Source organism: Pseudomonas aestiva, from assembly GCF_039908605.1.
GTDB classification, from domain to species: domain Bacteria; phylum Pseudomonadota; class Gammaproteobacteria; order Pseudomonadales; family Pseudomonadaceae; genus Chryseomonas; species Chryseomonas aestiva.
Window position 1 is genome coordinate 632976 of record NZ_CP150916.1, and the last position, 22004, is coordinate 654979.

13 protein-coding genes are annotated in these 22004 nt (G+C 67.6%); 7 read left to right on the forward strand and 6 right to left on the reverse strand.

What is annotated here, in order from left to right; genetic code table 11:
* Window positions 1-12 precede the first annotated feature (12 nt).
* From pqqA to AABM56_RS02995, 3 genes are all read right to left on the reverse strand, one after another.
* Window positions 13-84 carry a pyrroloquinoline quinone precursor peptide PqqA gene (gene pqqA, locus AABM56_RS02985; RefSeq protein WP_003243383.1) on the reverse strand — a complete coding sequence of 24 codons (72 nt, stop codon included), beginning with the start codon at window positions 82-84 and terminating at the stop codon, window positions 13-15.
* Window positions 85-267: 183 nt separating this feature from the next.
* Window positions 268-2658, reverse strand: coding sequence for a pyrroloquinoline quinone biosynthesis protein PqqF (gene pqqF, locus AABM56_RS02990; protein ID WP_347883826.1), 2391 nt, complete (start codon window positions 2656-2658; stop codon window positions 268-270).
* A gap of 496 nt (window positions 2659-3154) precedes the next feature.
* Entirely contained in the window at window positions 3155-5587 is a 2433-nt protein-coding gene (locus AABM56_RS02995) for a glucose/quinate/shikimate family membrane-bound PQQ-dependent dehydrogenase (RefSeq protein WP_133862261.1), read from the reverse strand.
* Window positions 5588-5911: 324 nt separating this feature from the next.
* On the opposite strand from AABM56_RS02995, the gene AABM56_RS03000 reads away from it, so the two are divergent.
* From AABM56_RS03000 to AABM56_RS03030, 7 genes are all read left to right on the forward strand, one after another.
* The gene (locus AABM56_RS03000; RefSeq protein WP_133862260.1) at window positions 5912-6862 is read left to right on the forward strand and encodes an AEC family transporter; all 951 of its coding nucleotides are present in this window, start codon (window positions 5912-5914) and stop codon (window positions 6860-6862) included.
* 185 nt (window positions 6863-7047) lie between these two features.
* A complete protein-coding gene (locus tag AABM56_RS03005; protein ID WP_133862259.1) occupies window positions 7048-8940 on the forward strand; it encodes a methyl-accepting chemotaxis protein in 1893 nt (630 codons plus the stop codon).
* A gap of 120 nt (window positions 8941-9060) precedes the next feature.
* Entirely contained in the window at window positions 9061-10950 is a 1890-nt protein-coding gene (locus AABM56_RS03010; RefSeq protein ID WP_133862258.1) for a methyl-accepting chemotaxis protein, read from the forward strand.
* A gap of 339 nt (window positions 10951-11289) precedes the next feature.
* Window positions 11290-16152, forward strand: a complete 4863-nt coding sequence (locus AABM56_RS03015) for a PAS domain S-box protein (protein WP_263259573.1) — start codon at window positions 11290-11292, stop codon at window positions 16150-16152.
* On the forward strand, window positions 16149-17087 hold the full coding sequence (locus tag AABM56_RS03020; RefSeq protein ID WP_263259572.1) for a diguanylate cyclase: 939 nt from the start codon (window positions 16149-16151) through the stop codon (window positions 17085-17087). The genes AABM56_RS03015 and AABM56_RS03020 overlap by 4 nt, the downstream gene beginning before the upstream one ends.
* A gap of 294 nt (window positions 17088-17381) precedes the next feature.
* Window positions 17382-18392, forward strand: a complete 1011-nt coding sequence (locus tag AABM56_RS03025; protein ID WP_133862255.1) for an AI-2E family transporter — start codon at window positions 17382-17384, stop codon at window positions 18390-18392.
* The gene (locus AABM56_RS03030) at window positions 18392-18826 is read left to right on the forward strand and encodes an NUDIX domain-containing protein (protein ID WP_347883827.1); all 435 of its coding nucleotides are present in this window, start codon (window positions 18392-18394) and stop codon (window positions 18824-18826) included. The genes AABM56_RS03025 and AABM56_RS03030 overlap by 1 nt, the downstream gene beginning before the upstream one ends.
* Window positions 18827-18838: 12 nt before the next feature.
* Here the strand turns inward: AABM56_RS03030 and AABM56_RS03035 are convergent, their stop codons facing one another.
* From AABM56_RS03035 to AABM56_RS03045, 3 genes are all read right to left on the reverse strand, one after another.
* Window positions 18839-19081, reverse strand: coding sequence for a hypothetical protein (locus tag AABM56_RS03035; RefSeq protein ID WP_133862253.1), 243 nt, complete (start codon window positions 19079-19081; stop codon window positions 18839-18841).
* Window positions 19082-19265: 184 nt separating this feature from the next.
* Entirely contained in the window at window positions 19266-20171 is a 906-nt protein-coding gene (gene pbpG, locus AABM56_RS03040; RefSeq protein WP_027598771.1) for a D-alanyl-D-alanine endopeptidase, read from the reverse strand.
* 248 nt (window positions 20172-20419) lie between these two features.
* Window positions 20420-21955, reverse strand: coding sequence for an acetyl-CoA hydrolase/transferase family protein (locus AABM56_RS03045; RefSeq protein WP_133862252.1), 1536 nt, complete (start codon window positions 21953-21955; stop codon window positions 20420-20422).
* Window positions 21956-22004: the final 49 nt, after the last annotated feature.

A 22004-nucleotide genomic window follows, 5' to 3' on the forward strand; every position in this document is an offset into this window, starting at 1 on the left:
GCGTGGGGCGCATCAACGGTTGGCGAAGTACATGGTGACTTCGAAGCCGATGCGCAGGTCAGTGTAAGCAGGCTTGGTCCACATGGGAGGTCTCCTCTTTGACTGCGAAAGCCGGATGGATCCGGTCGTCAAGTCTAACAAATGTTATCTAGCTAAGGGTTTTTGCCGCGACGAATCGCTGGCGGTCCGGCGGACATAACTGTCTTACCGATCCTGCAACAGATTGACCGCCGGCAGCGGCCGACGCTCCCGGGAAAGTGTTGAAAGCTATGACATCCAGCCGGATGGCGCGCCGGTATTGGCCAGGGCGAAGCGCGCTGCGTCGCTGGCGGTGAGTTGCTGCCAGGCCTGCTGCAGGGCCCTGTTGTCCAGGGCGGCCAGGGCTGCCTGCAAGGGCGCGAGGTCCAGCGTCCCGCTGCGCTGGAAGCCCCACCAGAGGCGCTCGGCCAGAGCAGCGCGCTGAGGGGTGGCGGGGCTGAAGTCGCGCACCAGCTGGCGAATGTTCAGCGCCAGCGTCGCGCCCTCGGCCTGAATGGCGGCCAGGCTGTCAGCCAGGCAACCTTCGATTTCCGCCAGGATATCCGCCGCCCGGGTATGGGGTGACTGCACGCCGATCAAAAGGCCGCCGTGATCGCCCAGCTGGCGATAGGCGGAAAACACCGCATAGCCCAGTTGCCGCTCGCTGCGCAGACGCTGGAACAGCGGTCCTTGCAGGCGCGCCGCCAGCAGCCGCCAGGCGGCTTCGGTGGTGGGGCGCACATCGGGTTGTGGACAGAACAGCAGCAGCGCCTGCTGGGCGTCGGTGCTGGGTTCGGGGTACCAGTGGCGGCCAGTGAAGCTGGGCGGTTCACCCGGCGGCCCGGCCTGGGGCTGGGGCGGCGGGGTGACGGCAGCCAGGGATGCCTGCGCCGTCCGCGGCAGGCCGCAGGCCAGGGCTTGCCAACGCGGGCCTGCTGCAATCGCCCTCGGCGGCGTGACCGCGGTCAGTCGCTCGGGCAGGACCTTGAGCAGCTGGCGGATCAGCATGGGCTTGGGCGGTAGCGCGGGTGCCGGTCTGCCGTTATCCCGCTCTGCCGTCAGGCGGCCGAGCGTCTGCTCCAGCACCGCCGGCAGCGCCGCGGCCCAGCCTTGCAGCCGCAACTCCCAGGGCGCCCCCGGTGGACTCCAGCGTAGGTTGACGCCCGCCTCGGCGGCCAGCCGGGGGAGCGCGCCCAGCGCCAGGACATCGGGCGCGACCGGTGCCGGTCCCGGCCACTGCCAGCGCAGGAACAGCAGGCCTTCGCGCTGCTGCGGGGCGAGCGCCTGGCTGATCGGCCAGGGCTGCAGCGCCGGGGCGCTCGAAGTGGCGGGGTCAACGAGCAAAGGATTGGGCGGTGGCAGGGTAAAGGGGGCGGCGACGGGCGACGCCCGGTTGGGTGCATCGGCCAGGCCGGCGGCGAAACCGCTGAGGCGTTCCGGGACCAGCTGCGCGAGCAGCCGTGGCCAGGCGGCCTGGGCGGCAGGCGAGAGGGCCGGTTGCGGCCAGGCGTCTCCTGGTCGATCCAGCCAGAGGCGTTCACCCAGGCGCCTTATCAGCGCCAGGGCGGGCAGGGTGGCCCACTGGCGCCGGACCCGCTCGGCGTGGCCCTGCTGCAGCGTGGCGAGAGGTGTCTGACGCAGGGTGTCCAGCCAGGCGAACAGGAGGCTGGTCAGGTGGCCGGGGCTGGCCTGAGGACCGGGTGAGAAATCCAGCTGGAGCAGGCCCTGAAGTGCCTGGCGATAGGGCCAGGCGAGGCTGAATCGTGCGGCCTGGCCCGCCTGGCGCAGGATGGCGGGCAGGCCGCCGGGATGGTCGCCGAGCAGCAGGGTCTCCAGCAGCTCCGCCGCTTCCCAGCTGCCGGGCGGCAGGTTGTCGAGAGCGAATTGCAGAGCCAGCCTGGGCGGCGCGGCAGCGCTGCTCAGCCAGTGTTCACCCCTGGCCGGGAGTGGCGGGGGCGCTGCATTCGCGGGCGTAGGAGCGGATGCCAGGACGGCGCCATGTTCGCGGGCCAGGCCTGCCAATTCGGCCAGCGGTTGTGGCCCGGCCAGCACCAGCAGGGCGTTATCGGCGCGGTAGTGCTGGTGCTGGAAAGCGCGCAGCGCCCTTTGGAAGGCGCGGCTCTGCAGCGGAAGGCTGTAGCGATTGCCGGCATGGAAGCCGGCGGCGGGATGGTCCGCGGGCAGGCCGGCGGCCAGGGCCAGGTCGCGGCGGGTATCGGCGCTGCGCGACCAGGCGATGAATTCGGCGTGCAGCACCTCGCGCTCGCGGCGCTGGGCGTCTGGTGCCAGCAGCGGTGCGGCGAGCATGTCCAGCAGCCGGGCGAGCCCGGCGGCCAGGTGCTCGGGGGCCAGGGCGAAAAAGAAGTCGGTGGTGGTCTCGCGGGTGCTGGCGTTGAGTTCGCCGCCCAGGCGCTGCACCAGCGGCATCAGGCCGTCCGCCGCCGGGTAGCTATGGCTGCCGAGAAAGAACAGGTGTTCGAGAAAGTGCGCCAGCCCTGGAAAGGCACGCGGTGCCTGGTGACTGCCGGCGCCGATGCGGACCAGGGCGGCCGCCTGGGGCAGCTCGGGATCGTGCAGCAGGGCGACGGCCAGGCCGTTGGCCAGGCGCAGTCGGCGGTGTTGGGAAAGAGAGCTGGGCATGGGGATAGCTTAACCGAGTCCAGGGGAAGGTGATGGAGCGCGGCGTGCCCTCACCCCGGCCCTCTCCCTGGGGGAGAGGGGGAAGAGCGAGGGCTGTGCCTGGTTTGGCCTTCACCCCGGCCCTTTCCCTGGGGAGAGGGGAAAAGCGAGAGCCGTGCCTGGTTTTGCCCTCACCCGGCCCTCTCCCTGGGGGTGAGGGGGAGGCGCGGGTGGGGTGCCTGGGTTTGTCCTCCCCCTGGCCCTCTGCCAGGGGGAGAGGGAGCGTTCGAGGCACGGTCTTGACCCCGTAGCGTGGAAAACGGCGCAGCCTTTTCCGCTGGGCCCTGGGTGCCAGAGGCTTTTTCACAGAAAGAAAAAACCCGGGCGAAAAAAATCCCGGCCGGGCCGGGATTTCGAGGTGGGGCGAGGGGGGTTCCAACAGGATGTCAAAAATGCTCGAAGCATCCTCGCCCCGGACCCTCTCCCGAAGGAGAGGGGAGCTCAGGCGCGGGCGCCCTTACTTCTTCTCAGGCAGGGCGAAGGCCATCACGTAGTCACCCTGCTTGGTGCCCAGCGAGCCATGGCCGCCGGCATAGACCAGCACGTACTGGCGACCGTCCTTGCCGGTGTAGGTCATGGGGGTGGTCTGACCACCGGCCGGCAGGCGGCCTTTCCACAGTTCCTTGCCGTTCTTCACGTCATAGGCACGCAGGTACTGGTCCAGGGTGCCGCTGAGGAAGGCCACGCCACCGGCGGTGGTGACGGTGCCGCCCAGGCTGGGCACGCCCATGGGCAGGGGCAGCGGAACCGGCGAGTTGTCGCGCACGGTGCCGTTCTTGTGCTTGTAGACCAGCTTGCCGGTGGTCAGGTCGAGACCCGCCACATAGCCCCAGGCGGGTGCCTGGCAAGGCAGGCCGAGCGGCGACAGGAAGGCCGACAGGATCACGCCATAGGGCGCGCCCTTGTTGGGCTGGATGCCCTCGGTCTCGCTCTTGCGCGCCGGCTGGTTGGCGATCTCTTCACGCGGCACCAGCTTGGAGGTGAAGGCCATGTAGCTGGGGTTGAGGAAGGCGATCTGGCGCACCGGATCGACCGAGAGGCCGCCCCAGTCGAACACGCCGAAGTTGCCCGGGTAGACGATCGACCCCTGCGTGGACGGCGGGGTGTAGATGCCCTCGTAGCGGTGCTCGCGGAAGGCGATGCGGCACAGCGCCTGGTCGAAGGGCGTACCGCCCCACATGTCGCTTTCCTTGAGGGTCGGCGCGGCCAGGTTGATCGAGGAGACCGGCTGGGTCGGCGAGGTGTGGTCACCTTCCACCGCGCCCTGGGGCACCGGGGTTTCCTTGATCGGGTAGATGGGCTGACCGTTGGTGCGGTCCAGCACATAGATGCTGCCCTGCTTGGTCGAGGCCATCAGCGCGGGTTTCACGCCGCCTTCGGTCTTGATGTCCACCAGGGTCGGCTGACCGCCCACGTCCATGTCCCAGAGGTCATGGTGGGTGAACTGGTAGTTCCAGCGCACCTTGCCGGTGGCGATGTCGAGGGCGACCACGCCGGCGCTGTACTTCTCGGAGGCCGGGGTACGGTTGCCGCCCCACTGGTCGGGCATCTGGTTGCCCATGGGCAGATAGACCATGCCGATCTTTTCATCGACGGCCATCATCGACCACATGTTGGGCGAGTTGCGGGTGTAGATGCCATCGGCGGCGATGGGCGCGGTGGCGTCCGGATTGCCGCTGTCCCAGTTCCATACCAGCTTGCCGCTGTGCACGTCGTAGGCGCGAATCACGCCGGACGGCTCGTCGGTGGAGACGTTGTCGGTGACGTGGCCACCGATGATCACCAGGTTGCGGGTCACCGCCGGCGGCGAGGTGGAGTAGTAGCCGCCGGGCGTGAAGCTGCCCATGTTGGCGGTCAGGTCGACCTGGCCGTTGTCACCGAAGTCGCTGCACACCTTGCCGGTGTCGGCGTTGATGGCGATCAGGCGGGTGTCGGCGGTGGGCAGGAACAGGCGGCGCGGGCAGCTGCTGGCGGCCGGGGTGCTCTGCTCGTCGACCGGAACGGCACTGCCGGTGGCCGGGCTCTGGCCCGCGGTGGTGGTGCCGGCGTAGGTGGCGTCGTCGTGGTAGGCCACGCCGCGGCAGGTCATGTGCGCCCAGCCCTTGAAGCTGTCGGCGTGCTGGGTGCTCAGCTTGGGATCGAAGCGCCAGATTTCCTTGCCGCTGTCGGGGTCCACGGCGATCACCTGGCTGTGCGGCGTGCAGACATAGAGCTTGCCGTTGACCTTGAGCGGGGTGTTTTCCGCGGTGGTCTCCTGGGGATCGTTCGGGCCGGGGATGTCGCCGGTACGAAAGGTCCAGGCCGGTTGCAGATCCTTCACGTTGTTGACGTCGATCTGCTTGAGCGGCGAGTAGCGATCACCGAAGGCGGTGCGGCCATAGGACGGCCAGTCGCCATCGGCGGCGGTCGGCGCGGCGCTTTCGACGCCTGCGGTATCGCGGCCCAGGTCACCGTCCAGACGGTTGTAGTTGACGAACTGGGCGATCAGGGCGACGACCGCGGCGATCACCAGCGAGCCGACCAGCGGCAGGGCGCCGCTACGGCTGTCCAGCGGACGGCGGAACACCGGGATCAGCAGCACCAGGCCAAGGACGAACCAGAGCGCCAGGCGCGGCACCAGCTGCCACCAGTCGAACTGGACTTCCAGTACGGCCCAGGCGGTGGAGAGCACCAGGAAGAAGGCATAGACCCAGACCCCGCTGGCCCGCCGAATGCACAGCAGGTAACCACTCAGGGCGAGCAGCACGCCGCCGCCGAGGTAATACAGGGAGCCCCCGAGGGTGGCCAGTTTGATGCCCAGCCCCAGCAGGGCGAGGCCCAGGAGGATGAACAGGATGCCGAGTAACCTGGCGGGCAGGCCTCCCGGTCTCGCGTTGGAAGTGACAGTCATGGCAGCGCTCGCAATGCAATCGTGAAAAGAGACTTCGACTCGATCGACGACATCGCAAATCGGAACCGCATGCGGATCTGTCGTCTGCTACGTCTGAACCTGTTGTCTGTCTTATTGTTCCACCCCTTCGCCGGCTTCCCTGGCAGGAAGCTAGAGCGGTCGCGCCGAGGCGAAGCAGGGGATGGATCGGGGGCGTCGTCTGAATCGGGCGGGTAGATAGTAAGCTAAGCATTGACTGATGTCACTTCGCGATGACGGAAGGAAGGAACCCCTGGCGCGCCGTGCCTGCTACCATCGCGAGCCGTTCCCGCGATGCCTTCTGCCATGTCCGACGTGCTTGCCCTGGTCCAGGCGACCTTCGACGTCACCGCCCCGGTCTTCGCCCTGGTGCTGCTGGGCTGCGTGCTCAGGCGGCTGGGCTGGATCGATACCCCCTTCATCAACACCGCCTCGGCGCTGGTGTTTCGCGCCACCATGCCGACCCTGCTGTTTCTCGGCATCCTCAAGGCCGATCTCGGCGAGGCGCTGCAGCCGCTGCTGCTGGGCTATTTCGCTCTGGCCACGGTGGCGAGTTTCCTGGCCGCCTGGGCCTGGGCGATCTGGCGCTGCCCCCATGCCGATCGCGGGGTCTATGTGCAGGGCGCCTTTCGCGGCAACTGCGGCATCGTCGGCCTGGCCCTGGCGACGACCCAGTACGGCGACTATGGGCTGTCGGTGGGCGGGATCATGGCCGGCATGGTCATCCTCTTCTACAACGTGCTCTCGGCCATCGTGCTGGCGATCTACAGTCCGCACCTGGAAGCCAACTGGCGCACCCTCCTGCGCAGCATCCTCGGCAATCCGCTGATCATCGGCATCCTGCTGGCGATTCCCTTCGCCTATTTCCAGTGGCAGCTGCCGCGCTGGCTGGACACCTCGGCGCGCTACTTCGCGGGTCTCACCCTGCCGCTGGCGCTGATGTGCATCGGCGCCACCCTGTCGCTGGCCGCGCTGCGCGAAAGCAGCGGCCTGGCGCTGGGCGCCAGCCTGTGGAAGATCGTCTGGATTCCGCTGCTGGGCGTGCTGGGCGCCCTGGCGCTGGGCATCCAGGGACCGGCGCTGGGCATCCTCTTCCTCTATCTGGGGTGCCCGACCGCGGCGTCGAGTTTCGTCATGGCCCGCGCCGCCGGCAGCAATGCCCAACTGGCGGCGACCATCGTGGTGCTCAGTACCCTCGGCGGGATGCTGACCACCAATCTCGGCCTGCTGCTGCTGAAGGGATTCAGCCTGCTCTAGACCGGGTCGGCCAGACATCGGCGATGTGAGAACGTTTATCGGTTGAGTCCGACTAAAAAGTCAGATTTGAGCGTAAATAGTCTGGCCTCGATCGTCCCCCCGGTCGGTTCGCCCTCTCGATGCCTATCGCAATAAGTAGCTGCGAGGAGCGCGGCTGCCCACTTCCAGCCCTACGCGTGGTACCCATGAAACGCTCGCTCCAATTCAGCCACAAGATCCTGTTGGCGGCCGCCCTGGTGGTGACCATCGCCCTGGCCGGCTTCGCCAGCTTCAATGCCTATCTGCAGCGCCAGGCGATCACCCAGAGTCTCGAAGCTTCGCTGGGCGAGATCGGCCGTATCACCGCCGGCAACATCGCCTACTGGCTGGACGCGCGGGTCAAGCTGATCGACAGCCAGGCCCAGGCGCTCAGCCGCGACAGCAGCCCAGCCAACGTGGTGGGCCTGCTGGAAGAGAGGCTCTACACCAGCAATTTCGACTCCACCTACCTGGGTGAGGTCGACGGTACCTTCACCGACCGCCCCCATACCCCCATGGAGGCCGGCTACGACGCCCGCCAGCGCGACTGGTACAAGGCCGCGGTCAGCGCTGGCGGCCCCATCCTCACCGAGCCCTATCTCACCGCGCCGCCGCAGAGCTTTCTGTGCATCACCATCGCCGCGCCGGTCCTGCAGAACGGCAAGCTGATCGGTGTGGTGGCCGGCGACCTGGTGATGGACAGCCTGATGAAGATGATCACCTCGCTGGACGCCGGCGGTCTGGGCGAAGCCTTCCTGGTCGACGGTGACGGCAAGATCCTGGTCAGCAGCCACGCCGACCAGGTGCTGAAATCGCTCAAGGAGGTCTTTCCGGAGCAGACGCCGAGCCTGGCCCCCGGTTTCCATCACGTGCTGCAGAACGGCAGCGAGCGCCTGGTGAGCTTTACCCCGGTCGCGGGCCTGCCCTCGGTCAAGTGGTACCTGGCGCTGTCCATCGACCAGGCCAAGGCCTATGCCCCGGTGACCCAGGCACGCAACCTGGCCATCGTCGCCACCCTGGTGGCGGTGGTCGCCATCATCCTGTTGCTGGGCTTGCTGATCCGCGTGCTGCTGCGCCCGCTGCATGACCTGATCCGTGCCATGGACGACATCGCCGAAGGCGAGGGCGATCTGACCCGCCGCCTGCCGGTGCAGTCCCGCGACGAATTCGGCGCCCTGGCGGAAGCCTTCAACCACTTCGTGGCGCGCATCCACACCTCGATCCGCGACGTGGCCCAGAGCACCGGCGAACTCAACCAGGGTACCCGCCGGGTGCTGGAAGCCTCGCAGTCGTCCATGCAGCAGTCCGATATCCAGGCCCAGCGCACCACCAGCGTGGCCGCCGCCATCAACGAACTGGGCGCCGCCGCCCAGGAGATCGCCCGCAACGCCGCCCATGCCTCCGGCGAGGCCAGCACCGCCCGCGCCCAGGGCGAGGAGGGCCGCGAGGTGCTCGACGAAGCCCTGCACGCCATGCAGGCGCTGTCGGCCAAGATTGGCACCAGTTGCGAACACATCGAGGCGCTCAACGGCAAGGCCGCCAACATCGGCCAGATCCTCGAAGTCATCCGTGGCATCTCCGCGCAGACCAACCTGCTGGCGCTCAATGCCGCCATCGAGGCGGCCCGCGCCGGTGAGGCCGGGCGCGGCTTCGCCGTGGTGGCCGACGAGGTCCGCTCCCTGGCCAGCCGCACCCAGAGTTCGGCGCAGCAGATCCAGCAGATGATCGAAGAGCTGCAGACCGGCTCGCGCGACGCCGTGGCCCTGATGCAGGAAAGCCAGCGGCAGAGCGCCCACAGCATGCAGGTGGCCAAGAGCGCCGGCGAGCGGTTGGGCAGCGTGACCGAGCGCATCGGCGAGATCGACGGCCAGAACCAGTCGGTGGCCACCGCGACCGAGGAGCAGACCTCGGTGGTGGAGACCCTGAACATGGACATCAGCGAGATCAATCTGCTGAACCAGCAGGGTGTCGACAACCTCCAGGCCACCCTGGCGGCCTGTACCGCCCTGGAAGCCGAGGCCGGTCGCCTGCAGCGGCTGGTGGGTGGCTTCCGCATCTAGCGCGAGTACCCGAAAAGAGGCCGTCGCTCCGCTCAAGTCGTAACGTATGTGCCCGATAACGAGTGACCGCCATGCCCTGAATCCGGCATGGCTCCACCCTGGCCACGGACGCAGACCTGTATGAAGCGACACCTGAAATTCAGCCACAAGATCCTGCTGGTCGCGGCGCTGGTGATCTCCACCGCGTTGGCCGCTTCCGCCGGTTTCAACGCCTACCTGCAACGCCAGGCCATCGACCAGAGCCTGAGCGCCAACCTTGCGGAAACCGGTCGGGTCACCGCCGGCAACGTCGCCTATTGGCTGGATGCGCGGGTCAAACTCATCGAAGGCGAAGCCCAGACCCTGGCGCGCGATCGCTCGCCCGCCGGCCTGGTCGGTCTGCTGGACCAGAAGATCTACACCGGTACCTTCGATTCCACCTACCTGGGCGAGGTGGACGGCACCTACACCACCCGTCCGCTGCGCACCCTGCCGGCCGGCTACGATCCGCGCAAGCGACCCTGGTACGCGGCCGCCACCGCCGCCGGCGCCACGGTGCTGACCCCGCCCTATATCTTCGCCTCTTCCGGACAGCTGGGCGTGACCATCGCCACCCCGCTTCAGCGTGACGGCCAGCTGGCCGGTGTGGTGGCCGGCGACCTCAACCTCTCGGCGCTGGTGGAGATCATCACCTCGCTCAACGTCGGTGGCCTGGGCGAAGCCTTCCTGGTCGACGGCGACGGCAAGGTGCTGGTCAGCAGCCATCCCGAGCAGGTGCTCAAGACCCTCAAGGACGTCTTCCCCGAGCAGACGCCGTCCCTGCAGCCGGGTCTGCACGCCGTCACCCAGAATGGCAGCGACCGCCTGGTGAGCTTCACCCCGGTCAATGGCCTGCCCTCGGTCAAGTGGTACCTGGGCCTGTCCATCGACCAGGCCAAGGCCTATGCCCCGGTGACCCAGGCACGCAACCTGGCCATCGTCGCCACCCTGGTGGCGGTCGTCGCCATCATCCTGCTGCTGGGGCTGCTGATCCGCGTCTTGCTGCGGCCGCTGCATGACCTGACCCGCGCCATGGCCGACATCGCCGAAGGCGAGGGCGATCTGACCCGCCGCCTGCCGGTGCAGGCCCGCGACGAATTCGGCGCCCTGGCCGAGGCCTTCAACAAGTTCGTGGCACGGATCCATACCTCGATCCGCGACGTGGCGCAGAGCACCGGCGAGCTGAATCAGGGCACGCGCCGGGTGCTGGAGTCGTCGCAATCCTCCATGCAACAGTCGGATCTGCAGGCCCAGCGCACCACCAGCGTGGCCGCCGCCATCAACGAACTGGGCGCCGCCGCCCAGGAGATCGCCCGCAACGCCGCCCATGCCTCCGGCGAAGCCAGCACCGCCCGCGCCCAGGGCGAGGAGGGTCGCGAGGTGCTCGACGAAGCCCTGCACGCCATGCAGGCGCTGTCGGCCAAGATCGGCACCAGTTGCGAGCATATCGAGGCACTCAACGGCAAGACCGCCAACATCGGCCAGATCCTCGAAGTCATCCGTGGCATCTCCGAGCAGACCAACCTGCTGGCGCTCAATGCCGCTATCGAGGCGGCCCGCGCCGGTGAGGCCGGGCGTGGCTTCGCCGTGGTGGCCGACGAGGTACGCTCCCTGGCCAGCCGCACCCAGAGTTCGGCGCAGCAGATCCAGCAGATGATCGAGGAACTGCAGACCGGCTCGCGCGACGCCGTGGCCCTGATGCAGGAAAGCCAGCGGCAGAGCGCCCACAGCATGCAGGTGGCCAAGAGCGCCGGCGAGCGGCTGGGCAGCGTGACCGAGCGCATCGGCGAGATCGATGGCCAGAACCAGTCGGTGGCCACCGCGACCGAGGAGCAGACCTCGGTGGTGGAGACCCTCAACATGGACATCAGCGAGATCAATCTGCTGAACCAGCAGGGCGTCGACAACCTCCAGGCCACCCTGGCGGCCTGTACCGCCCTGGAAGCCGAGGCCGGCCGCCTGCAGCGGCTGGTGGGTGGCTTCCGCATCTGATTCCTGGGGGTGTTGAAAGGGAGCGCCGACGCCAGGTCGGCGCTCCCTTTTTGCTGTCCGGCAGGTCAGCAAATCGCCCCTGGACGCTGATTGGGCCTAGACCACTCGTCAGAAACAGTAAAACTAATTAGCGCGTGAACTTGCTCTGGCCTGCCGCTTTGCGCGCATCGCCCGCTGCGCCTCGGCCCGACGACCGATCCGCGGTATCAAGAAAGCCTTTTTTCCCGCCGATGGGCTAGCTGTTACCGCCAGGTCTGGTGGAGGCCCTGCTCCGTCCGCGCTTCCCGCTCCTGGCACCGCCTAACCTACGGCGTGGCACCCTTTGCCACCAGGGGCTTCATGTTCAGCAGGCTGTGCAAATCCTCTCGCGTACGCTGGAGTCTCGGCGTCTTTCTGTTCGGCGTCCTGTTGACCAGCCTGACCATGCGCCATCTGACCGAGCGCAACGAGCGACAGGTACAGACGGCCCTCAACGCGGCGGCGACCGACGTGCGCGAGCAGATCGCCGAGCGGCTGCGGGTTTATGAGTACAGCCTGAGCGGCATGCGTGACGTCATCGTGGTGGCCGGCGCGGGGCTGTCGCGGGAACTGCTGGAGCACTACGGTCGTACCCACGACCTGAACCAGGAGTTTCGCGGGGCCCGTGGCATAGGCTTCATCCGCCGGGTTCCCGTCGACGAGGAAGAGCGCTTCGTTTACGCCGCGCGCGCCGATGGCTGGCCGGACTTCGCCATTCGCAGTTTCGCGCCCCATGGCGGCGATAGATTCGTCGTCCAGTACGTCGAGCCAGTGGCGCTCAACCAGCGTGCAGTCGGCATGGATGCGGCGTCTGAGCCGGTACGCCGCGAGACGGCGGTGCTGGCCATGCAGCGGGGTAGCATGCACTTGTCGGGGCCTGTGGAGTTGCAGGCCTATCAACCGCCCGAGCGCGGCTTGCTGCTGATGCTGCCCATCTACCGTGACGGCCTGCTGCCCAAGGACCCGGCGCGCCGCGAGGCCGCTACCCTCGGCTGGTCCTATGTGCCTCTGAGCATCGAGGAACTGTTCGGTAGCCTGCGCCTGGATATCCCGGGTCTGCTGATCCGCCTGACCGACGTGACCGAGCCGGCGCGGCCCTCTCTGTTCTATACCCGCGGCGATACCCGGGAGCCGGTCGCCGAGGGACTCTCGGAAGTGAGCGCCACCCGTGATGTCTATGGGCGGCGCTGGCAGATGGCGTTTACCGCCACCCCGGCCTTCGTCGCCGGCCTCAACCTGGTCTCGATACCCCTGGTGCATCTGGTCGGCAAGCTGGTCAGCCTGCTGGCCGCCGGCCTCACCTTCGCCGTGATGACCACGCGCCAGCGGCGCCGCCAGTACCAGCAGGACCAGGCCAACCTCACAGCGGTGGTGGAAAGCTCGTCCGACGGCATCATCAGCAAGGACCTCCAGGGCGTGGTGCTGAGCTGGAACCACGCCGCGGAGAAGCTGTTCGGCTACAGCGCCAGCGAAGCCGTGGGCCAGCGCCTGCTCGATCTGGTGGTGCCCACCGAACTCGAACACGAAGAGCGGTCGGTGCTCGCCCGCATCGGTCGCGGCGAGCCGGTGCCGCACTTCGAGACCCGTCGCCAGCACCGCGACGGCCACCTCATCGAGGTGCTGGTCAGCGTCTCGCCCATGCGCGGCCGTGACGGCCGGGTCATCGGCGCCTCCAAGACGGTGCGCGACATCTCGCTGCAGAAGGCCGCCCAGGCCGAGATCCTGGCACTCAATGCCCGGCTGGAAGAGCAGGTGGCCCAGCGCACCGTCGAACTCAGCCAGACCAACCGCCTGCTCGGCGACGTGCTGCGCGCGGCCTCGGAGGTGGGCATCATCGCCACCGACCACGAAGGTCGCATCACCCTGTTCAATGAAGGCGCCGAGCGCCTGCTGGGCTATCGCGCCGCCGAGGTGGTGGGGCTCTGGCAGGCCAGCGACTTCCATCTGCCGGAAGAACTGGCGACCCAGGGCGTGGCCCTGGAAGCCGAATACGGCCTGCCGGTCACCGGCTTCCGGGTGCTGGTGGAGCGCTCGGAGCGCGCCGGTGCCGACGCCCGCGAGTGGACCTTCGTCCGGCGCGACGGCGAACACCGCGACGTCAGCCTGGTGGTGACCACCATGCGCGATGTCTCGGGCCAGGTCAGCGGCTACCTGGGCATCGCCTCCGATGTCACCGAGCGCAAGGCCGCCGAGCAGGAGCTGGCTGCCAGCCTGGCCCTGACCCGGGCGATCCTGGACACCGCGGTCAGCCCCATCGTCACCGTGGACAGCAATGGCCTGGTGCGCTCCTTCAACCCCGCCGGCGAACGCATCTTCGGCTATTGCGCGGCCGAGGTGATCGGTCAACCCGTCCGCCGGCTGATTCCCGGCTATCTGGCCGGCTACGAGGCGCTGTTCAGCTGCTCGCAGGCGGTGCCCGACGACAAGGCCGCTCAACAGGGCCAGGAAATGGAGGGGCGCCGGGCGGACGGCAGTGTCTTCCCGATCACCCTGAGCCTGGGGGTGATGTGGACCGATGGCGAGCGTCTGGCGGTGGCCATCATCGCCGACATCACCGAACAGAGTCGCCAGCGCCAGGCGCTCGTGCAGACCCGCGATCAGCTGACCATGGCCGCCGACGTCGCCCAGCTGGGCATCTGGTGCTGGCAGCCCGACACCGGCCAGGTGCAGTGCAACGAGCGGATGTTCGATCTCTACGAATGGAGCGAGGAGCAGCGCACGCGCGGCATCACCTACAACGACTGGCGCGACCGCGTGCACCCCGACGACCTGGGCAGCGCCGAAGAGCGCCTGGGCGCCGCCATGGCCGGGCGCGCGGTGTTCGATCCGGTGTTCCGCATCCGCCGTCGGGATGGCTCGCTGCGCCATATCATCGCCGGCGCCCGCACCGAGCGCGATCCGCGCGGCCGGGTATTGCGGGTAGTGGGCATCAACCGCGACATCACCGAACAGCTGGAGCTGGAACACCGGTTGCGCGAGGAGCGTACCCGCGCCGACCTGGCCAGCCAGGCCAAGTCGTCCTTCCTGGCCAACATGAGCCACGAGATCCGTACGCCGATGAACGCCGTGCTGGGCATGCTCCAACTGCTGCAGCGCACCACGCTCGACGCGCGCCAGGGCGACTACCTGACCAAGGCCCAGCAGGCGGCGCGTTCGCTGCTGGGGCTGCTCAACGACGTGCTGGACTATTCCAAGATCGAAGCCGGCAAGCTGCAGCTGGATGTCCATCCCTTCAGCCTGGAGCAGGTGCTGCGCAACCTGGGCGTGGTGCTCTCCGGCAACAGCAGCGAAAAGAACGTCGAGATCAACTACCACCTGGATGCCGGACTGCCCACCGCCCTGATCGGCGACAGCCTGCGGCTGCAGCAGATCCTCATCAACCTGGCCGGTAACGCCCTCAAGTTCACCGAAGCGGGGCACGTGCTGGTCAGCGTGCGCCAGCTGTCGCGGGACGGTGGCCAACTGCGCCTGGAATTCTCGGTGCAGGACACCGGCATCGGCATCAGCCCGGCGCATCAGGAGCAGCTGTTCCAGGGCTTCACCCAGGCCGAGGCCTCGATCAGCCGGCGCTTTGGCGGGACCGGGCTGGGCCTGGCCATCTGCAAGCGCCTGGTGGAGCTGATGGATGGCCAGTTGCAGGTGGAAAGCGAGCTGGGGGTGGGCAGCCGCTTCTGGTTCGATGCCGCCTTGGCGGTGGACAGCCAGGGCGAGGCCCAGCTGGCGCCGGTACGCCGACGGGTGCTGCTGGCCGACGACAACACCCTGGTCGGCGAGGTGCTGGTGGAAACCCTGGCCGCCCTCGGCTGGCAGGTGGACCTGGTCACCAGCGGCGCCGCCGCCCTCGCGCGGGTCGCCGAGGCCAAGCAGCAGGCGCAGCCCTATGAGGCGGTGCTCATGGACTGGCGCATGCCCGACGGCGATGGCCTGCTGGCGGCCCGACAGCTGCGCGAGCGGCAGGCCGACAACCGACCCAAGGTCATCATGCTCACCGGTTTCGGCCGCGACTTCCTGTCCGAAACCCAGCAGAGCGCCGATGCGCCCTTCGACGACTACCTGACCAAGCCGGTGACCCCGGCGCAGATCGTCGAGGTGGTGGAGCGGGCCCTGGGCGCCGAGATCCCGGCTGGTGTGCACGCCGCCGCGGTGGTCGACGAGAGCCACCGGCTGGCCGGCCTGCGCCTGCTGGTGGTGGAAGACAATGCCCTCAACCGCCAGGTGGCCGCCGAGCTGCTGCTGGCCCAGGGCGCCCAGGTTGAATTGGCGGAAGGCGGTCTGGAAGGGGTCGAGCGGGTGCTCTCCGGCGCGCCGCTGGACGTGGTCATCATGGATATGCAGATGCCCGACATCGACGGCCTGGAAGCCACCCGTCGCATCCGCGCCGACGGGCGCTTCCGTACCCTGCCGATCCTGGCGATGACCGCCAATGCCTCCCATACCGATCGCGACGCCTGCCTGGCCGCCGGCATGGACGACCATATCGGCAAGCCCATCGACCTGGAATTGCTGGTCGCCCGCCTGCAACGCCTGACCGGCCAGGAGGTCAGCGTCGCGCCCGTTGCCGCGCCGGTCGGCGAGGATCGCCAGGTGGAACCCCTGAGTCTCGTCCTGCGCCGCTTCGGAGGCGATGCCCGGCTGTTCGGCTCGCTGCTGGAACGCTTCGCCGAGGACTCCGTCAGCCTGCTGGGAGGGCTCGCCCGAGCCTGGCACGCCGCCGACAGCGAGGCAGCGGTGGCCGTACTACACTCCCTCAAGGGCAGCGCCGGCACCATGGGTGCCCAGCGCCTGGCCGCGCGTGCCGCCGAGGGCGAACGCGCCGGCAAGGCCGGCGCGGGTGTCCCCCCGGAGGTGGCGATGGAACTGACGACCCTGCGACAGCTGCTCGACGAAGCCCTGGTCGAATTGCGCAGCGCCCTGGCCGAGCTCCTGCCACCGCCCGTCACTGCCGAAACGGCAGTCGCAAGCGCAACCCACACCGATCCCCAGGTCGACTGGCGCGCCCGCTTGGACGAACTTGAACAGTTGCTCAGCCAGGGCAATCTCGACGCCCTGGAACTGATCGCCGAGCTGCCCGTGCACTGCCGCGCCGCAGCCCAGGTGCGCTACGACCTCTTGCGCGCCCAGGTCGAGACCCTCGACTTCACCGCGGCGCTCATTACCCTGCCTGATCTGAAGGAAGCCCTATGACTCCGCCGACCGCGCAGGCCGTCGGACGCAGCAAGCCCAAGCTGCTGATCGTCGACGACCAACCGCTGAACATCCGCATCCTCCACGAACTCTTTCGCCAGGATTGCGAGACGCTGATGGCCACCAGCGGCGCCCAGGCCTTGCAACTGGCCCTGGCCCAGCAGCCGGATCTGATCCTGCTCGACGTGATGATGCCCCAGCTCGACGGCCACGAGGTCCTGCGGCGATTGCAGGCCGAGCCCGCCACGGCCGCCATCCCGGTGATCTTCGTCACCGGCCAGGAAGGCCCCGACGAAGAGGTGACCGGCCTGGAACTCGGCGCGGTGGACTTCATCAGCAAGCCGATCAATCCGGTCATTGTCCGCGCCCGGGTGCGCACCCAGCTGACCCTCAAGGCGCAACGCGACGCCCTGCGCAGCATCGCCCTGGTCGATGGCCTCACCGGCGTCGCCAATCGCCGCCAGTTCGACGAGGCGCTGCTGCGCGGCTGGCGCCAGAGTCAGCGCGAAGGCACGCCGTTTTCGCTGATCCTCATGGATATCGATCACTTCAAGGCCTACAACGACCACTATGGCCACCTGGCCGGCGACCAGTGCCTGCGCCAGGTCGCCCAGGCCCTGGGGCAGGGGCTGTTCCGACCCTATGACCTGCTGGCGCGCTACGGTGGCGAGGAATTCGGCTGCCTGCTGCCCGGGACCGACCTGGAAGGCGCCACCCAGGTCGCCGAGCGGCTGCTGCAGCAGGTGCACGACCAGCGCCTGACCCACGGCTACTCCTCGGTGACCGGCTACGTCACCCTGAGTCTGGGGGTGGCCACCGCGCTGCCGCCCACCGCCGTCGATCCGGCCGCCCTGATCACCGCCGCCGATGCCCAGCTCTATGCGGCCAAGCACCAGGGCCGCGCCCGGGTCTGTGCCGCGGAACTGGCCAACTGAGGCGAGGGGTGCCAAAGCGCCCGTCCGGGTAACGCCGGGTAACAGAGACCTGGGCGTTCTTCGCTGTCTAGTGTGGTGTTTCAGAAGTTCGCGCAAGAAGTGGCGAGTGATTTTTGTTTATGGGCTAGGCGCCGGGACGAGTCATGGTAGGGCCATGGCGAGGAGGGGCAACGACGTCCAGGGATAAAAGGCGCCGGCAAAATTGCCTAGATAACTTTTGAAACACCACACTAGGCTGGGCGGCGAGGCGGCAGACTGTCAGACTGCGGGCAGGGATTCTGCCGCCGGTAATCTATGTACGCCTTCACGCAACGCCAGGCCATCTTGGCCAGCTGGATCATCGTCTTCACCGCGCTCTATCTGGTTCTCCCGCTCAAGCTCCTGCCCAGCCTGCTGGCCGGCCTGCTGGTGTACGAACTGGTCAATACCCTGGCCGGACGCCTGCAGCGGCAAATGCCCGGCGGCGGCGCGCGCTGGCTCGCCGTGGCCCTGCTCGGCGCGCTGGTGGTGAGCCTGCTGACGCTGTTCTTCGTCTGGTTCACCAGCTTCATCATCCAGGAAGTCCAGAACCCCGGACGCCTGCTGGACAAGTTCATGGTGCTCACCGAGCGCGCCCGTGCCCAGTTGCCGCCTTCGCTGGATGCCTACCTGCCGGCCAACGCCGACAGCATGAAGCAGGAGCTGGTGGAATGGGTACGCGCCCATGTGGCGCAACTGCAGCTGTTCGGTCGCGACGCGGCGCGGACCTTCGTCATCGTGCTGATCGGCATGATCCTCGGGGCCATCGTCGCGCTGCAGCCCACGCCTGATCCCGAGCGCCTGCGCCCACTGTCCGGCGCGCTGCTGGTGCGTCTCGGCCTGGTGGCCCAGGCCTTTCGCAACATCGTCTTCGCCCAGATCAAGATCTCGCTGCTCAACACCACCCTGACCGGCATCTTCCTGCTCGGCGTGCTGCCGCTGTTCGATGTCCATCTGCCGCTGGCCAAGACCCTGGTGATCCTCACCTTCATCCTTGGCCTGCTGCCAGTGATAGGCAACCTGATGTCCAACACCCTGATCTTCATCGCCGGCCTGTCGCTGTCGATCTGGGTCGCGGTGGCGGCGCTGGGCTACCTGATCGCCATCCACAAGCTGGAATACTTCCTCAACGCCCGCATCGTCGGCGGCCAGATCAGCGCCCGTTCCTGGGAGTTGCTGGTGGCCATGCTGGTGTTCGAGGCGGCCTTCGGCCTGCCCGGGCTGGTGGCGGCGCCGGTGTACTACGCCTATCTCAAGAGCGAGTTGAGGGCGGAAGGGCTGGTTTGATGAGCGGTCAGATTCGCGTCCTGGCGCTCTGTGTGCTGCGCCAGGGCAAGCGCATTCTGGTGCGCGAGACGCAGGATCCGCAGGATGGCCGAAGCTTTTGCCGGCCCCTGGGCGGTGGCGTGGAATTCGGCGAAACCAGTCTGGCGGCCGTGCGGCGCGAGATGCGCAAGGAACTGGGCGTCGAACTGGCCGAGGTGAGGCTGCTGGGCACCCTGGAATCGCTGTTCAGCTACGCCGGGCGGCCGGGCCACGAGGTGGTGCTGGTCTACGCCGCCGAATTCGTTAATCGGCAGCTCTATGCGCAGACCGAGCTGCCTGGTCAGGAGAGCGATGGTGAGGCCTTCATGGCCACCTGGCGGCCGCTCGATTCCTTCGACGACAGCTGTCGGCTGGTACCCGAAGGCCTGCTGGCGCTTCTCGCTAGCGCTGCCTGAAGCCACGGCCCTTCACTGACGATCCAGATTCGCCCACATGCGTTGCCAGAAGGCACCGGCCTCCTCATTGATGGCGCGCCAGCGCTGCTCCAGGCGTTCGCGCTCGGGCGTGCCCAGGTCCTCCGGGCAGGCCAGGTAGCGATCGGCGGCGGCCTGGGCCTCGGCCTGCAGGCGGCGCCATTCGCGCACGTCATCGAGCCAGCAGCGGCCGGTGATGGTTTCGTAGTACTCGTGGGCGATCGCGTCTTTGCTCATAGGGCGTTCCAGATAGGGGATACAGCCCTAGACCGCGCCTTATGCCCGGGGTGCCCGTCTCGGCGGTCAAAGAGGTCCAGGAGGCCGATTCGCCGGGGGCGGCAGGCGTCCGTTCTTCAAGTGCCAGGTGCTGGACAGCAGGAAGCCGCGTCGAGACGCGGCTTCCTGGCGTGCCAGACAGGACTTACTGCCGCGCCAGCACCGTGCTGCGACCGGCCTTGGGCGCGCCCGGCAGGGGGCTCAGGGCACCGGTTTCCAGCCAGCGGCGCACGCGGGTGGCGTCGGCCATGTGGGTGAACTTGCCGAAGGCGTCCATTACCACGAAGGCCACCGGACGACCGGCCATCACGGTACGCATCACCAGGCAGTGACCGGCCTTGTCGGTGTAGCCGGTCTTGGTCAGCTGCACGCTCCAGTCGGCGTTGTAGACCAGGTGGTTGGTGTTGCGAAAGCCCAGCACATAGTTGGGGTTGTGGAAGGCCTGGGTCTTTTCCGGGGTGGTGCTGAGCTGGCCGAGCAGCGGATAGTGCTCGGTGGCCTTGAGCAGGGTAACCAGGTCGCGAGCGGTGGAGACGTTCAGCGGCGACAGGCCGGTGGGCTCGGCGTAGCGGGTGTTTCTCATGCCCAGGGCGCGGGCCTTGGCATTCATGGCGGCGACGAAGGCCCGCTGGCCACCCGGATAGTGATGGGCGAGGCTGGTGGCGGCGCGGTTTTCCGAGGACATCAGCGCCAGTTGCAGCATGTCGCGCCGGGTCAGCTGGCTACCCAGGCGCACCCGCGAGAAGATGCCGCGCATGGCCGGATTCTCGCTGATGTCGATGTCGATGGTCTGCTCCAGCGGCAGCCGGGCATCGAGCACCACCATGGCGGTCATCAGCTTGGTCACCGAAGCGATGGGGGCGACCTGGTCGGGATTCTGGGAAAAGAGTACCTGGTTGGTCTTGAGGTCGACGACCAGGGCGTGGTTCGAGGCCAGGCGCTGAGCGGTGGCGGCCGCCGCGGCCTTGACCTTCGGTGGGGTCTGAGCCAGGACGGCCGGACTCAGCCCGACCAAGCCAGCCAGCAACAGGCCGGCAAGTTGATGACAGATCTTCACGGTGGCAGCTCTCAAAAGGGGGGCGGGGTTAGAACAACCGCGAACGGCAATGCCCCTTGCAGATCAAGGACATTGCTCAGAGATTTCACGTCTTTTATCACCCGGAATGTCGGCTGGGAATCCGACAAGGCAGCTTTTTACACAGCGCGCTGGCAAAAAGTCACAATAAGTTGCATATGGCCGACGGACGGCGGGGATGGCGGAGCGAAAGGGCGCCCGAGAGGCCTCGGGCGCCTTGCCTTTCAGTCGTGGGCTTCCTGGGCGGTGGGGCCGAGCATGCTGCCGGTGACCAGGTAGCGTTCGTGCCAGGCCAGAGCCTCGGGCAACAGGTGCGGAGTGTGCTTGCCGTGGCTGCCGGCCAGGGCGCGTTCGAAATAATCCTCCAGCGCCGGACGGAAGCTCGGGTGCACGCAGTGCTCCAGGATGGCCCGGGCGCGCTGCTTGGGGCTGAGCATGCGCAGGTCGGCCAGGCCCTGGTCGGTGACGATCACCGAGACATCGTGCTCGGTGTGGTCGACGTGACTGACCATAGGCACCAGGGTCGAGATCAGCCCGTTCTTGGCCATGCTCGGCGCCATGAACACCGACAGATAGGCATTGCGGGCGAAGTCGCCGGAGCCGCCGATGCCGTTCATCATCCCGGTGCCCATCTGGTGGGTGGAGTTGACGTTGCCATAGAGGTCGGCTTCGAGCATGCCGTTCAGGGCGATGCAGCCCAGCCGTCGCACCAGTTCCGGATGATTGCTCACGCCCTGCTGGCGCAGGATGATGCGCTGGCGCAGCGACTCGGCGTGCTCGACGAAGAGCTCGATGCCCGCCGGACTCAGGGAAAAGGAGGTGGCCGAGGCCAGCTCCATCTTGCCGCTGATGAGCAGCTCCAGCATGCCGTCCTGGATCACCTCGGTGAAGGCGGTCAGCCCCGCGAACTCGCTCTCGGCCAGGCCCTGCATGAAGGCGTTGGCGATGTTGCCGACCCCCGACTGGATGGGCAGTAGATTGGCCGGGATACGCCCCTGGCGTACCTCGAAGCGCAGAAAGTCCAGCAGGTGCGCGGCGATGGCCTGGGAGGCGGCGTCCGGGGCCTTGAACGGACTGTTGCGGTCGGGGGCATCGGTCTCCACCACGGCCACCACCTTGTCCAGCGGCACCTCCAGATAGGGCGAGCCGATGCGGTCGCCGGGGTGCGCCAGGGGAATGGGCGTGCGGTGGGGCGGCAGGGCGCCGTCGGTGTAGATGTCGTGCATGCCGTCCAGGGCGTCGGGCTGCCAGCGATTGACCTCGAGGATCACCGCATCGGCCATGTCCAGCCAGGTCTTGTTGTTGCCCACCGAGGAGGAGGGCACCAGCAGACCGTCTTCGCGGATCGCAGCGATCTCCACCACCGCCACGTCGATCTTGCCGAAGAAGCCATAGCGCACCTTTTCCGCCAGCTGGCCCAGGTGGATGTCCATGTACTCCAGGCCACCGGCGTTGATGCGACTGCGCAACTCCGGATCGGACTGGAAGGGCACCCGCAACTCGATGCCATCGACCCGCGCCAGGGCGCCGTCCAGCTCCGGTGCGGTGGACGCGCCGGTCAGCACCTTGATGCGAAAGGGCTCGCCGGCGCCGTGGCTGGCGGTGATGCGCTGGGCCAGGGCGCCGGGCACGGCCTTGGGGTAACCGGCCCCGGTGAAGCCGCTCATGCCGACGGTCATGCCGTGACGAATGAACAGCGCGGCCTGCTCGGCGCTCTGGCGCTTGGCGGCGAAACCGGGATGGCGAATACGGTGGGACATGACGACCTCTGCGGGTATTATCGAAAGCACACTAAGAATGTGGATTCTA

What these genes read in the sequence shown, in the direction of transcription:
- AABM56_RS03020 (WP_263259572.1), top strand. Translation starts at nt 16,149, where the DNA reads ATGACTCCGCCGACCGCGCAGGCCGTCGGACGCAGCAAGCCCAAGCTG.
- AABM56_RS03015 (WP_263259573.1), top strand. Translation starts at nt 11,290, where the DNA reads ATGTTCAGCAGGCTGTGCAAATCCTCTCGCGTACGCTGGAGTCTCGGC.
- AABM56_RS03030 (WP_347883827.1), top strand. Translation starts at nt 18,392, where the DNA reads ATGAGCGGTCAGATTCGCGTCCTGGCGCTCTGTGTGCTGCGCCAGGGC.
- AABM56_RS03035 (WP_133862253.1), bottom strand. Translation starts at nt 19,081, where the DNA reads ATGAGCAAAGACGCGATCGCCCACGAGTACTACGAAACCATCACCGGC.
- pqqF (WP_347883826.1), bottom strand. Translation starts at nt 2,658, where the DNA reads ATGCCCAGCTCTCTTTCCCAACACCGCCGACTGCGCCTGGCCAACGGC.
- AABM56_RS03000 (WP_133862260.1), top strand. Translation starts at nt 5,912, where the DNA reads ATGTCCGACGTGCTTGCCCTGGTCCAGGCGACCTTCGACGTCACCGCC.
- AABM56_RS03025 (WP_133862255.1), top strand. Translation starts at nt 17,382, where the DNA reads ATGTACGCCTTCACGCAACGCCAGGCCATCTTGGCCAGCTGGATCATC.
- AABM56_RS03010 (WP_133862258.1), top strand. Translation starts at nt 9,061, where the DNA reads ATGAAGCGACACCTGAAATTCAGCCACAAGATCCTGCTGGTCGCGGCG.
- AABM56_RS03005 (WP_133862259.1), top strand. Translation starts at nt 7,048, where the DNA reads ATGAAACGCTCGCTCCAATTCAGCCACAAGATCCTGTTGGCGGCCGCC.
- AABM56_RS03045 (WP_133862252.1), bottom strand. Translation starts at nt 21,955, where the DNA reads ATGTCCCACCGTATTCGCCATCCCGGTTTCGCCGCCAAGCGCCAGAGC.
- AABM56_RS02995 (WP_133862261.1), bottom strand. Translation starts at nt 5,587, where the DNA reads ATGACTGTCACTTCCAACGCGAGACCGGGAGGCCTGCCCGCCAGGTTA.